At 62.7% G+C, this 12,907-nt stretch carries 11 protein-coding genes and 1 pseudogene; 10 read left to right on the forward strand and 2 right to left on the reverse strand.

All coding sequences use genetic code 11. The features are described 5' to 3' along the window. The first annotated feature begins 188 nt into the window (after window positions 1–188). A complete protein-coding gene (gene ppnN / locus ACMTA2_RS21290; RefSeq protein WP_122566255.1) occupies window positions 189–1,562 on the forward strand; it encodes a nucleotide 5'-monophosphate nucleosidase PpnN in 1,374 nt (457 codons plus the stop codon). Window positions 1,563–1,691: 129 nt separating this feature from the next. Here the strand turns inward: ppnN and ACMTA2_RS21295 are convergent, their stop codons facing one another. Then, window positions 1,692–2,360, reverse strand: coding sequence for an HAD-IA family hydrolase (locus tag ACMTA2_RS21295; RefSeq protein ID WP_413791645.1), 669 nt, complete (start codon window positions 2,358–2,360; stop codon window positions 1,692–1,694). A 94-nt stretch (window positions 2,361–2,454) separates the two neighbouring features. Then, window positions 2,455–3,801, reverse strand: coding sequence for an MATE family efflux transporter (locus tag ACMTA2_RS21300; RefSeq protein ID WP_413791646.1), 1,347 nt, complete (start codon window positions 3,799–3,801; stop codon window positions 2,455–2,457). 669 nt (window positions 3,802–4,470) lie between these two features. On the opposite strand from ACMTA2_RS21300, the pseudogene ACMTA2_RS21305 reads away from it, so the two are divergent. The 9 genes and pseudogenes from ACMTA2_RS21305 to ACMTA2_RS21345 form a co-directional block, all read left to right on the forward strand. Next, window positions 4,471–5,415, forward strand: a pseudogene (locus tag ACMTA2_RS21305) (methyl-accepting chemotaxis protein); the annotation flags it as partial. A gap of 11 nt (window positions 5,416–5,426) precedes the next feature. Then, window positions 5,427–5,795, forward strand: coding sequence for a response regulator (locus ACMTA2_RS21310; RefSeq protein ID WP_413791647.1), 369 nt, complete (start codon window positions 5,427–5,429; stop codon window positions 5,793–5,795). Window positions 5,796–5,810: 15 nt separating this feature from the next. After that, a complete protein-coding gene (locus ACMTA2_RS21315; RefSeq protein ID WP_413791648.1) occupies window positions 5,811–6,095 on the forward strand; it encodes an STAS domain-containing protein in 285 nt (94 codons plus the stop codon). 36 nt (window positions 6,096–6,131) lie between these two features. Continuing rightward, window positions 6,132–8,234, forward strand: coding sequence for a chemotaxis protein CheA (locus ACMTA2_RS21320; protein ID WP_413791649.1), 2,103 nt, complete (start codon window positions 6,132–6,134; stop codon window positions 8,232–8,234). A 33-nt stretch (window positions 8,235–8,267) separates the two neighbouring features. Next, window positions 8,268–9,926, forward strand: coding sequence for a methyl-accepting chemotaxis protein (locus ACMTA2_RS21325; RefSeq protein ID WP_413791650.1), 1,659 nt, complete (start codon window positions 8,268–8,270; stop codon window positions 9,924–9,926). A gap of 39 nt (window positions 9,927–9,965) precedes the next feature. Beyond that, complete coding sequence (locus tag ACMTA2_RS21330) at window positions 9,966–10,502, forward strand: chemotaxis protein CheW (RefSeq protein ID WP_413791651.1); 537 nt, start codon at window positions 9,966–9,968, stop codon at window positions 10,500–10,502. Next, window positions 10,499–11,335, forward strand: a complete 837-nt coding sequence (locus tag ACMTA2_RS21335) for a CheR family methyltransferase (RefSeq protein WP_413791652.1) — start codon at window positions 10,499–10,501, stop codon at window positions 11,333–11,335. Before ACMTA2_RS21330 ends, ACMTA2_RS21335 begins: the two co-directional genes overlap by 4 nt. Beyond that, entirely contained in the window at window positions 11,332–11,829 is a 498-nt protein-coding gene (cheD, locus tag ACMTA2_RS21340; protein ID WP_413791653.1) for a chemoreceptor glutamine deamidase CheD, read from the forward strand. The genes ACMTA2_RS21335 and cheD overlap by 4 nt, the downstream gene beginning before the upstream one ends. 2 nt (window positions 11,830–11,831) lie before the next feature. After that, entirely contained in the window at window positions 11,832–12,905 is a 1,074-nt protein-coding gene (locus ACMTA2_RS21345) for a protein-glutamate methylesterase/protein-glutamine glutaminase (RefSeq protein ID WP_413791654.1), read from the forward strand. Window positions 12,906–12,907 lie beyond the last annotated feature (2 nt).

Raw genomic sequence — 12,907 nt, forward strand, 5'->3', positions numbered from 1 at the left:
AAGAGTCACGCATTATCGCCTGCCCGGTCGATTTAGCTATGCTGGAGCTCATTTTGTATCGCTACCGACTCGCCGGGCGAGGATCGAAGCCCATGGCGGTAGCGCAAGGATCGTGCGATCTTTCGGTGTGGACGTTTTTTTCAAGATGCCGTCGTTGTGTGCATGGCATCGTTTTCAAGGAAAGCTGAATGACTCAAAGACATGTAATCAACGCCTCGGTAAGCCCCAAGGGCAGCCTGGAGACCTTGTCCCAGCGCGAAGTCCAGCAACTGAGCGAAGCCGGCTCCGGCAGCATCTACGACCTTTTCCGCCAGTGCGCCCTGGCCATCCTCAATACCGGCGCCCATGTCGATAACGCCAAGACCATCCTGGAAGCCTACAAGGACTTCGAGATCCGCATTCACCAGCAGGACCGGGGCGTACGCCTGGAGCTGCTGAACGCGCCGGCCGATGCCTTCGTCGACGGTGAAATGATCGCCAGCACCCGGGAAATGCTCTTCAGCGCTCTGCGGGATATTGTCTACACCGAGAACGAACTGGACAGCCAGCGCATCGACCTCAGCTCGTCCCAGGGCATCAGCGACTACGTGTTCCACCTGCTGCGCAACGCCCGCACCCTGCGCCCGGGCGTGGAGCCGAAAATCGTCGTGTGCTGGGGCGGGCACTCGATCAACACCGAAGAATACAAATACACCAAGAAAGTCGGTCACGAACTGGGCCTGCGCAGCCTGGACATCTGCACCGGCTGCGGCCCGGGCGTGATGAAAGGCCCGATGAAAGGCGCCACCATTGCCCACGCCAAGCAACGCATCCATGGCGGTCGCTACCTGGGCCTGACAGAGCCGGGCATCATCGCCGCCGAAGCGCCGAACCCGATCGTCAATGAGCTGGTGATCCTGCCGGACATCGAGAAACGCCTGGAAGCCTTCGTGCGGGTCGGTCACGGCATCATCATCTTCCCGGGCGGCGCCGGTACGGCGGAAGAGTTCCTGTACCTGCTGGGCATCCTGATGCACCCGGCCAACCAGGACCTGCCCTTCCCGGTGGTCCTCACCGGGCCGAAAAGCGCCGCGCCGTACCTCGACCAACTGCATGCGTTTGTCGGTGCGACCCTGGGCGAGGCGGCGCAGAAGCACTATCAGATCATCATCGACGACCCGGCCGAAGTGGCACGGCAGATGACCCAGGGGCTCAAGGAGGTCAAACAGTTCCGCCGCGAGCGCAACGACGCCTTCCACTTCAACTGGTTGCTGAAAATCGACGAGGGCTTCCAGCGCCCCTTCGACCCGACCCACGCCAATATGGCCAGCCTGGGCCTGAGCCGCGACCTGCCCGCCCACGAACTGGCCGCCAACCTGCGCCGGGCGTTCTCGGGGATCGTGGCGGGTAACGTCAAGGACAAGGGCATTCGTTTGATCGAGGAACACGGTCCGTACGAGATCCACGGCGACGCCGCCATCATGGAACCCCTCGACCGCCTGCTCCAGGCCTTCGTCGCCCAACACCGGATGAAACTGCCGGGCGGCGCGGCGTATGTGCCGTGCTATCGCGTGGTGACCTGACCTATCTGAGGACCACAAATCCAATGTGGGAGCGAGCTTGCTCGCGATGACAGCGGCACATTCAGCACAGATGCAAGCTGAACCACCGCTGTCGCGAGCAAGCTCGCTCCCACAGGGGCTCTGCTGTGGTCACAACGCCGAGGTCAGCCGCATCAGGCCGACCTCACCCACTTCAATGCCTAGCCCAAGATAATCCTTGATCTGCGGATGAAGGGCGTTCACCGGGTGCATATGGGTTGCCGTCACGACCATCACGTCGGCCCCGGCCGCCTCGCCCGCCCGGATTCCCGCCTCGGCGTCTTCAAAGACCAGGCACTCCTGGGGCGCCACGTGCAGGCGCTCGGCGGCCAGGCGATAACAGGCGGGGTTGGGCTTGCCGTCGCTCACATCCTCGGCGGTCACCATCACTGCCGGGCGCGGGATTCCCGCGGCTTCCATACGGCGCAAGGCCAATGCCATGGGCGCGGACGTGACGATCGCCCAGCACTCCGGCGGCAGGCTTTCCAGGAAGGCCACCGCACCGGGCACCTGCACCACCCCTTCGACATCTTCGATTTCTTCCCGGGTAATCTGCTCGGCTTCCGCCTGGGCATCCACTCCCGGCCGGTGCTGACGGGCGATGGTATCGATGGCACGCACGCCATGGATGGTCGGCAGGAACGCCGCCACGTCCACGCCATGGCGCAGGGCCCAGCGCGTCCAGATCCGCTCGGCGGCGGCGATGGAATTGAGCAGGGTGCCGTCCATGTCGAACAGGAAAGCGCGGTAGGCAATGGCGGGTAAAGGGCTGGCTGACATCGGCTCCTCGGTGACGGTGTAGGGGAATGACGGCCTCACTGTAACATCGCCAGGCCCTGAATCTATGGGAGGTTCAGTGCGCAACGGTCTATACCTATACGAGGCGTTCGATCGGCTGATGCTGCCAGACCCGTTTGTAGTACAGCGTCTGCAACAACAGCATGCTCAAGTAAGCCACCGGAAACGCCATCCATACCCCTTGCAACCCGAAGTGCGCGTCCAGCAGATACGCCGCAGGCACTTGCACACCGACGATGCAGAAAATCGAGATCGCTACCGGCACCAGTACCGTGCCGCTGGCGCGCATGATGCCGCCGACGATGGCTTGGAAGCCGAACACCAGCAGGCTCCAGAGCATGATGTGCAGCAGGTGCTCGGCCTGTACCCGCGCGACAGGATCGGTGATGAACAGCCCCAGCAGCCAGTGGGACAACAGATAGCCCAGGAGCACCAGCCCACCGGTGAGCCAGAGGTTGATCGCCATCCCCGTGCGCAGGATCGGCCCCAGGCGCTCCTGGCGTCCGGCACCGATGGCCTGGGCACCGAGGATCGAGGCGGTGATGGCGATCGACAGCGCCGGGAACTGCACGTAGTTGACGATCTGCGTCACTGCGCCGTAGGCCGCCGTGGCCTGGGAGCCGTGGCGATTGACCAGCGCCAGGATCACCAGCTCCGACAGCGAGATCACCACCATCTGCAACCCCGTAGGCAAGCCGATGCGCAATACTTTGCCGAGGATGTCCTTGTCCAGGCGCATCGCCGCGAACAGCGCGCGGTCCGGTGCCAGGGCATGCTCGCGGCGACTCAGCCGCCACGCCAGCATCAGCATCGCCAATGTCGTCCCCACCAGCCCCGCCCATGCCGCGCTCTGGATGCCCATCTGCGGCAACCCCAGCCAGCCGCGGATCAACGCGGGCGTGAGTACCAGCCCGGCACTGGTGGACACCAGCAGCGCCAACATCGGTGACACCGTATCGCTCACCCCGCGCAGCAGTTGGGTGAACAGCACAAATACCAGCAACACCGGCAAGATCCACAGCATGACCCGGGCATAGGAAACGGCGTCCTCAAGCACATCGGCCGGCGTGCCAAGCCCCTGCAACGCCTGACGCGCAAAGACACTGCCGAGCACCGCCGCCACCAGACCGATGATCGCCCCCAGCAACAAGGTCGAACCGGCAATCGCTTTCACCGTGCCGGTTTCTCCGGCGCCGTAGGCCTGCCCGATCAACACACCTGCCCCCGCGCCCAGGCCGATGACCAGAGCGATGAAGAAAAAAACGATGGGAAACATGCCCGACACCGCCGCCAAGGCCTGGGTGCCGAGCATCTGGCCAATGTAGATGCTGTTGAGCGTGCCGGACATGGACTGCAGGAAATTGGACAGGACCATGGGGATCAGGAACAGGAGGTAGGTTTTCCAGAGGGGCTGGGTGGGCATGGGCACTCGTGAGGGCAGGTTCGAAATCCTATGTGGGGTAATTTAGCTCAATCCATCCATCTGGTTTCAGAAGAATCAGTCAGGGCGCTCTCTGAGGCGAGGGCGCTTGCTCGCGCTGGACTACGAAGCGGCCCTGAACTGGCAGCGCTGTGACGACACTGGATCTGGCCCATTATTTTGCGGCTGCTGCCCCGTCCAGCCGGAGCCAGAGCCCTCGCCCCAGGGTTACCACAGGTCAGGCCGTTTCGACAATTTCCCAATGTCGTCTATGCTTAGATAGCAATGTGCCATTATTTTTGTCGAAATCGGACGACTGGTCCTCAAGGCAGTGCCGGTTTTGCAGATAACCAGTTATTGGCAAACAACCTGTTAGCAACACTGTTCAAGGACCGAACCATGACGTCGTATTCACGCGGTCATTCCTTTACCCAAGTTCAACCACGCCTGCTCTGGAGTCCCGTGCTTGTGGCCATTGCCGCAGGCGTTGGCGTGCTGGCACTCAACGGTCCGAGTACGCAAAACATCGGTTTCAGTATCGCAATCCTGGCCTTGAGCATCGGTGCCGGTGTATGGAACGCCCGCGCGCAACGTCGTCAGCTTGATGCATCCATCACCGAGACCATCGCCCGCAATGAGCTGCACGCCGCCGAACATCCAGGCCATAAGAACAGCGCACAACTCAACGAAGTCATCCTCGGTGCCATGCCGATCTGGGCCAAGCAGGTCGAAAGCTCCCGGCAACAGACCGAAACCGCGATCGTCTCCCTGACCAGCCGCTTCACCGGCATTTCTTCACGCCTGGAAGACACCGTGCAAGCCTCGCAACTGGCCGCCGGTGAACTGGCCGGCAGCAGCAGTGGCGGTGCCGTGCAGGTGCTGGCCCAGAGCGAAGGCGAACTGGTCAAGGTCATCGACTCCCTGAAGACCACCCAAGCCAGCCGCGACGAAACCCTGGCCCAGGTGCGCAACCTCACGGCCTATACCGGGGAGCTGCGCACCATGGCCGCCGACGTCGCGGCAATTGCCGCGCAGACCAACCTGCTGGCCCTCAACGCCGCCATCGAAGCCGCCCGTGCCGGCGAGGCCGGGCGTGGCTTTGCCGTGGTGGCCGACGCCGTGCGCAGCCTCTCGAGCAAGTCCAGCGAGACCGGCCAGCAGATGTCGGCCAAGGTCGACATCATCAACACCGCCATCACCCAACTGGTGCAGGCCGCGTCCAGCGGTGCGGACCAGGACAGCCATTCGGTCAGCGCCTCCGAGCAGAGCATCCAGCAGGTGCTGGAGCGCTTCAAGAATGTCACGGGCCGGCTGGCCGACTCGGCCGACATGCTGCAACGGGAAAGCTTCGGCATTCGCGATGAACTCACCGAGGTGCTGGTCAGCCTGCAATTCCAGGATCGGGTCAGCCAGATCCTCAGCCATGTGCGCGACAACATCGAGGACCTGCATGTGCACATGCAGCAGGCCAGTCAGTCGCCCGAACAGGCCGTTTCCATCGACGCCCGCCAATGGCTGGCGCGCATGGAAACCACTTATGCCACCGACGAGCAACGCCGCAATCACCACGGCGACTCGGCCGCGCAACAGACTTCACAGGAAATCACCTTCTTTTAGGAGCGCCGTTCATGGCTAAAAGTGTATTGGTTGTCGACGACTCCGCGAGCGTTCGGCAGGTGGTCAGCATCGCGTTGAAAAGTGCCGGCTATGACGTGATCGAAGCCAGCGATGGCAAGGATGCGCTGGGCAAACTCAATGGCCAGAAAGTGCACCTGATCATCAGTGACGTGAACATGCCCAACATGGACGGCATCACCTTCGTCAAGGAGGTCAAGAAGCTGGCCAGCTACAAGTTCACGCCGATCATCATGCTCACCACCGAATCCCAGGAATCGAAGAAACAGGAAGGCCAGGCCGCCGGGGCGAAGGCCTGGGTGGTCAAGCCGTTCCAGCCGGCACAGATGCTGGCGGCGGTATCCAAGCTGATTCTTCCTTGATGAGCGGAGGCTCCCATGTCGTTGCACTACGAAACACAAGATGACACCGCCCAGGTGCACATCGACGGCGAGCTGACGATCTACACCGCGGCCGAGTTGGCCGCGCAGTGGCTGCCGCACCTGGGAGCCACGCCGCGAATGGCCCTTGATCTGTCGCAGATCACCGAGATGGACGGCGCCGGCCTGCAACTGCTGCTGATGGTGCAGCGCGAAGCCTCCAGGGCCGGGACTCAACTGACGCTGACCGGCCAAAGCAAGGCCGTCACGGAAACACTTGCCCTGTGCAACCTGGTTGCCTAGGGCTGCAAGACGTCGAACACGACAAAGGATATGAGCGTGAGCATCAATCTCGATCAGGCACAACAGACCTTCATCGTCGAGGCACGGGAACAGTTGCAAGCGATGGAAGAGTCGCTGCTGCAACTGGAAACCGATCCCGGCGACGATGACGCGATCGGTGCCATCTTCCGGGCTGCCCACACGATCAAGGGGTCGGCCGGGCTGTTCGGCCTGGAACCGATCGTCAGCTTCACCCACGTCGTCGAAGACGTGCTCGACCGCCTGCGCAACGGCAGCGTCGAGGTGGATGCCGGCCTGATCGCGGTGCTGCTCAAGTCCAGCGACCACATGCTGGAACTGATCAATGTGGCGGCCAACGAGGGCGCAACACTGCCGCCACCGGCCCTGCAACGAGAAGTGGAGCTGTGCCAGATCCTGCAGGAGTACCAGGCGCCCTCGCCCGCCGCGGCCCCGACGCCAGCCCCGGAAACCAAAACCAGTGAACCCGGCGAAACGCGCCTCTGGCACATCTCCCTGCGCTTCGGCCAGGACGTGTTCCGCAACGGCATGGACCCGCTGTCGTTCCTGCGCTACCTGCAAACCCTGGGTGAAATCGTCGACATCACCACCTTGACCGACGCCCTGCCGGCGGCCGAAGCCTGGGACGCCGAATCCTGCTACCTGGGTTTCGATATCGCGTTTCGCTCGGCCGCCAGCCACGGCGCGATCAATGAAGTGTTCGATTTCGTCCGGGAAGACTGCGAGATCGAGATCGTTGCCCAGGACGACGACATCGCGCCCCAGGCCAACACCGGCCTGGTCACGACGTCGCCGGAACCGGCCGAGGAAACCACCGCATTGGTCGCCACCGGCGAGTTGCTGTCCGACCAGCGCAAGACGCCGCGCATGCCCGCCCAGATCGCCACCGACAAACAAACGGTGAGCAACGACAGCAAGGCCAAGGACGGTACCTATGTGCGGGTCAATGCCGACAAGCTCGACGAACTGATCAACCTGGTGGGCGAACTGGTCATCGCCAGCGCCGGTGCCAGCCTGTTGGCCCGCACCTGCCAGAACGATCCATTGCAGGAGGCCACCTCGTCAGTCTCCGGGCTGGTGGAAGAAATCCTCGATGGCGCCCTGCGCCTGCGCATGATTCCCATCGGCGAAACCTTCAACCGCTTCCGTCGGGTGGTACGCGATGTCAGCCAGGAACTGGGCAAGGACATCGACCTGATCATCAGCGGCGCGGAGACCGAACTGGACAAGACCGTGGTTGAAAAAATCGGCGACCCGCTCATGCACCTGCTGCGCAACGCCATGGACCACGGCATTGAAACCGCCGAGGCCCGGCTGGCGGCGGGCAAACCGGCCAAGGGGCACCTGCACCTCAACGCGTATCACGATTCCGGCAGCATCGTGCTGGAAATCGCCGACGACGGTGCCGGCCTGAACCGTGACCGGATCCTGGAAAAAGCCCAGGAGCGCGGCCTGGTCGCCCCCGGCGCGAGCCCGACCGACCAGGAGATCTACAACCTGATCTTCGAGCCCGGTTTTTCCACCGCCCAGGCCGTGACCAACCTGTCTGGGCGTGGCGTGGGCATGGACGTGGTCAAGCGCAACATCACCCTGCTGCGCGGCACCGTCGACCTCGACAGCCAGCCCGGCAAGGGCACCGTGGTGCGCATTCGCCTGCCGCTGACCCTGGCGATCATCAATGGTTTTCTGGTGGGCATCGGCCAGTCGACCTATGTCATTCCGCTGGACATGGTCCAGGAATGCATCGAGCTGAGCGAAGACGATGGGTTCGCCAGCCGCGAACAAGGCTATCTCGACCTGCGCGGCGAGGTGCTGCCCCTGGTCTACCTGCGCGATCACTTCAGCCACGAAGGCCCGCCCGCTCGCCGGCAGAACGTGGTGGTGGTGCGCTACGCCGAACTCAAGGCCGGGCTGGTGGTGGATGACTTGCTGGGTGAGTTCCAGACGGTGATCAAGCCCCTGGGCAAGCTGTTCGGCGCCCTTCGCGGCATCAGTGGCTCGACCATCCTGGGCAGTGGCGCGGTGGCGTTGATTCTCGACGTACCGGCGCTGCTCACCCAGATCGCCCAGACAGAAAACCGCTACACCCCGACTCAATTACAACAAGCCAACGCTCGCTGACGCTTTAGCAATTCCATGGAGAGGTACTTCCCAATGAAATGGTTCTACGACCTTAGAATCGCCACCAAACTGATCACTTCATTTCTTGTGGTGCTGGCGCTGACAGCCGTCATGGGAGTGTTCTCGATCATCCAGCTGGGCCAGGTGAACGGCACCACCCTCGATATCCGGGAAAACTGGATGCCTTCGATGCGTGCGGCGTCGGGCATGCGCTTCTACGCAGCCAATTACCGCCTCAAGGAAAACCGCCACATTACCGCTGAATCCGAGCAGGAGCGTACCGCCGTTGAGCAAGAAGCGGACGAAGCCAGGCAGGGTTTCGAAACACGCCTGACGACCTATGAAAAACTGCTATCGAGTGCCGAAGATCGCCAACTGTTCGACACTACTCGCACTGACTGGGCCGCGTACCTGGCGGTGAGCAAGGACCTGCTCGCACTGTCCCGACAGAATCTGACCAGCGAAGCCCGGACGTTGCTCAGGGGCGAGTCCAAGCGCCATTTCGACCTGGTAACCGCCGACCTGCAGAAACTGGTCGAAATCAATGCCGCCGGGGCCGACGTGGCCAGCACCCATGGCAGGCAGCTGTATGAGAATGCCCGCCTGTCGATCATCGCCGTGCTGGTTGCCGCCCTGCTGGTGGGCCTGGGCCTGGCGCTGTTCGTCTCGCGCATCATCTCCCGCCCATTGAAACAGGCCGCGATCGTTGCCGAACAATTGGCCGAAGGTAACCTGAACGCGAAAATCGAAGGCGGCTCCAAGGACGAAACCGGCATGGTGCTCAACGCCATGCAGAACATGATCGGCAAGCTCTCCCACATCATCGGCGAAGTGCGCAACGCCGCGGACAACCTGGCCAGCGCCTCCGAAGAAGTCAGCGCCACCGCCCAATCGATGAGCCAGGCCACCAGCGAGCAGGCGGCCAGCGTCGAGGAAACCAGCGCTTCCATCGAACAGATGAGCGCCAGCATCAACCAGAACACCGAGAACGCCAAGGTTACCGATGGCATGGCCAGCAAGGCCGCCAAGGAAGCCACCGACGGCGGCGAATCGGTGCAGCAGACCGTGGTGGCGATGAAAAAAATCGCCCAGCGCATCAGCATCATCGACGACATCGCCTACCAGACCAACCTGCTGGCGCTCAACGCTGCCATCGAAGCCGCCCGCGCCGGTGAACACGGCAAAGGCTTCGCAGTGGTCGCTGCCGAAGTGCGCAAACTGGCCGAACGCAGCCAGGTCGCCGCCCAAGAGATCGGCGAGCTGTCGTCCAGCAGCGTCGACATGGCGGAAAAAGCCGGGAACCTGCTCAACGAGATGGTCCCCTCGATCAACAAGACCTCGGACCTGGTGCAGGAAATCAGCGCCGCCTCCGAAGAACAGGCCGCTGGCGTGGCGCAGATCAACACCGCCATGACCCAGCTCAACCAGGTGACCCAGCAGAACGCTTCCAGCAGCGAAGAACTGGCCGCCACCGCCGAGGAAATGAGCAGCCAGGCGGAGCAACTGCAGCAGGCCATGAGCTTCTTTACCTTGGACACACCGCCCAAGTCCGCCATTCAGGTCGCCCGGATCGACAACCCCCCGGGTCAGTCCAGCCGCAAGCCGGCCCGGGCAGCGACGCCGGTCATGCCCAAGGCGTTTGCCTACAACATGGCCAACGCGCCAGACGAATCGGAATTCACCCGGTTCTGACGGCCCGGTTCCACAGGCTTGCTTAAAGGAGAAAAGGCAATGGGCGCCATCGCGACCACACGTCAGACCGCCATCGCGGTCGAGGAAGAAGCGCAATACCTGACGTTCATGCTTGGCACGGAGATGTTTGCCATCGGCATCCTGTGCATCAAGGAAATCATCGAATACGGCAACTTGACCGTGGTGCCCATGATGCCGGCCTTCGTGCGCGGGGTGATCAACCTGCGCGGCGCAGTCGTGCCGGTGGTGGATTTGTCCGCCCGTTTCGGCCGACCGAATTCGGCGATCAGCCGGCGCTCCTGCGTGGTGATCATCGAAGCCTCCAGCGCCGACGGCCAGGCCCAGGACATTGGCCTGCTGGTGGACACGGTGTCGGCGGTGCTGGAAATTCCGGCCTCGCAGATCGAACCGCCACCGAGCTTCGGCGCGAAGATCCGGGCCGATTTCATCAGTGGCATGGCCAAGGTCGATGGCAAGTTCGTCATCGTGCTGGAGGTGGACCGCGTGCTGTCGATCGACGAAATGTCCCAACTCGCCGAAGCCAGCCCGAACGCGCTGGAAGTGGAAGCCCCGTGAACGCCGATACCTGCAAGGAACGCACGGCGAACTCCCTGGCACTCAGCGACCGAGAGTTCGGCCAGTTCCAATCCTGGCTGTACCAGGCCGCCGGCATCAGCTTGTCCGAAGCCAAGAAAGCCCTGGTGGCCGGGCGTTTGTTCAAGCGCCTCAAGCACTATGGGCTCGACAGCTACGGCGAGTATTTCAAGCTGATCATGAACGGCCAGCGCACCGATGAGTTGCAGGTGGCGCTGGACCTGTTGACCACCAACGAGACCTATTTTTTCCGCGAGCCCAAGCATTTCGATTTCCTGCGCCAACACGTGCTGCCTCACGCGACACCGGGCAAGACCTTCCGCCTGTGGAGTGCGGCCAGCTCATCGGGGGAAGAACCCTACAGCCTGGCCATGACCCTGGCCGAAGGGCTCGGCACCACGCCCTGGGAAGTCATCGGTTCGGACATCAGCAGCCAGGTGCTGGCCAAGGCGCGCTCCGGGCACTACCCGATGGAACGTGCACGCACCCTGCCCCAACCGCTACTGGTGAAATATTGCCTCAAGGGCACCGGCAGCCAGCAAGGCACGTTCCTGATCGACCGGGCCTTGCGCAACCGGGTCAACTTCATCCAGGTCAACCTCAACGACACCTTGCCGGAGCTGGGGGAGTTCGATGTGATCTTCCTGCGCAACGTCATGATCTATTTCGATCAACCCACCAAAAGCAAAGTGGTAGCCCGCTTGATCCCCCGGCTCAAGTCCGGCGGGTATTTCATCGTCAGCCACTCGGAAAGCCTCAACGGTGTGTCCGATGCGTTGAAACTGGTGGCACCCTCGATTTACCGCAAACCATGAACGCCGCCATCCAGGATGTGGCCGAGGTGTACCTGGCGCCGGGGGAGTTTCGCTTCGCCACCAGCCCGACCCGTCTGCGTACGATCCTTGGCTCTTGCGTGGCGATCACACTGTGGCACCCGGAGCGCAGGATCGGCGCCATGTGCCACTTCATGTTACCCAGTCGGGTGCGCTGTTCCACCGCACTGAACGGCATCTACGCTGACGAAGCCATCGAACTGTTCATGCGCCAGGCCCGGGCCCACCATACCGAACCCGAGGACTATCAACTCAAGCTGTTCGGCGGCGGCGAGATGTTCCCCGAGCTGCAACGCCATGTGCCCTACGGCGATGTGGCGCGGCTGAACGTCAACGCCGCGCTGGAAATGGCCGCCCTCTATCGCCTCGACCTGATTGCCCAGGACATGGGCAGCACCGGTCACCGCAGCATCATCTTCGACCTGTGCAGCGGCGATGTGTGGGTCAGGCACCAACCCATAAGGACCCGGCACTGACCATGTCAAAAAAGATCAATGTACTGCTGGTGGATGACTCTGCCGTGGTTCGCCAGGTGTTGTTGGCGATCCTCAGCGAAACACCGGACATCCACGTCATGGGCGCGGCGTCCGATCCGATTTTCGCCATGGACAAACTGGCCCGCGAATGGCCCGACGTGATCGTGCTGGACGTGGAAATGCCGCGCATGGACGGCATCACTTTCCTGAAGAAAATCATGAGCGAGCGCCCCACGCCGGTGGTGATTTGCTCGTCCCTGACGCCCCGGGGCGCAGAAACCACCCTGCAGGCCATGGCCGCCGGCGCGGTGGAAATCATCACCAAGCCCACCACGGGGTTGAAGAATTTTCTGCTGGAATCGGCGCCGGAACTGGTCTCGGCGATCCGCGCCGCCGCCCAAGTCAACGTGCGCAACCTCGGAAAACGCCCCGCCCCGGCCGCGCTGACGCCGGCCACCAAACTCACCGCCGACGCCATGCTGCCCGCCGCCAACGGCCATGCCATGGCGCAGACCACCGAACGCATCGTCGCCCTGGGCACCTCCACCGGCGGCACCCAGGCCCTGGAAGCGGTGCTCACCGCCCTGCCGCGGGTGTGCCCGGGCATCGTCATCGTCCAGCACATGCCGGAAAAATTCACCGCTTCGTTCGCCGCCCGACTCAACAGCCTGTGCCAGATCGAAGTGCGCGAGGCCCGCAATAACGACCGCATCCACCCGGGCCTGGCGCTCATCGCACCGGGCGGTAAACACATGATGGTGACCCGCAGCGGTGCGTTCTATCACGTGCAGGTGGTGGACGGCCCGCTAGTCAACCGCCACCGCCCTTCGGTGGATGTGTTGTTTCGCTCAGTCGCCAAATTCGCCGGCCGCAACGCCACCGGCATCATCATGACCGGCATGGGTGACGACGGTGCCCGCGGCCTGAAGGAAATGCTCGATGCCGGCAGCAGCACCGTGGCCCAGGACGAAGCCAGCTGCGTGGTCTTCGGCATGCCCAAGGAAGCGATCAAACTCAACGCCGCACAACGGGTGATGGGGTTGCAGGAGATCGCGCAGGTGATTTTGCATCGGTAACA

It is taken from the genome of Pseudomonas medicaginis, assembly GCF_965119365.1.
GTDB lineage: Bacteria > Pseudomonadota > Gammaproteobacteria > Pseudomonadales > Pseudomonadaceae > Aquipseudomonas.

Bases quoted from the DNA above. Each gene is read 5' to 3' on its own strand.
- ppnN (WP_122566255.1), top strand. From the start codon at position 189: ATGACTCAAAGACATGTAATCAACGCCTCGGTAAGCCCCAAGGGCAGC.
- ACMTA2_RS21295 (WP_413791645.1), bottom strand. From the start codon at position 2,360: ATGTCAGCCAGCCCTTTACCCGCCATTGCCTACCGCGCTTTCCTGTTC.
- ACMTA2_RS21300 (WP_413791646.1), bottom strand. From the start codon at position 3,801: ATGCCCACCCAGCCCCTCTGGAAAACCTACCTCCTGTTCCTGATCCCC.
- ACMTA2_RS21310 (WP_413791647.1), top strand. From the start codon at position 5,427: ATGGCTAAAAGTGTATTGGTTGTCGACGACTCCGCGAGCGTTCGGCAG.
- ACMTA2_RS21315 (WP_413791648.1), top strand. From the start codon at position 5,811: ATGTCGTTGCACTACGAAACACAAGATGACACCGCCCAGGTGCACATC.
- ACMTA2_RS21325 (WP_413791650.1), top strand. From the start codon at position 8,268: ATGAAATGGTTCTACGACCTTAGAATCGCCACCAAACTGATCACTTCA.
- ACMTA2_RS21330 (WP_413791651.1), top strand. From the start codon at position 9,966: ATGGGCGCCATCGCGACCACACGTCAGACCGCCATCGCGGTCGAGGAA.
- cheD (WP_413791653.1), top strand. From the start codon at position 11,332: ATGAACGCCGCCATCCAGGATGTGGCCGAGGTGTACCTGGCGCCGGGG.
- ACMTA2_RS21345 (WP_413791654.1), top strand. From the start codon at position 11,832: ATGTCAAAAAAGATCAATGTACTGCTGGTGGATGACTCTGCCGTGGTT.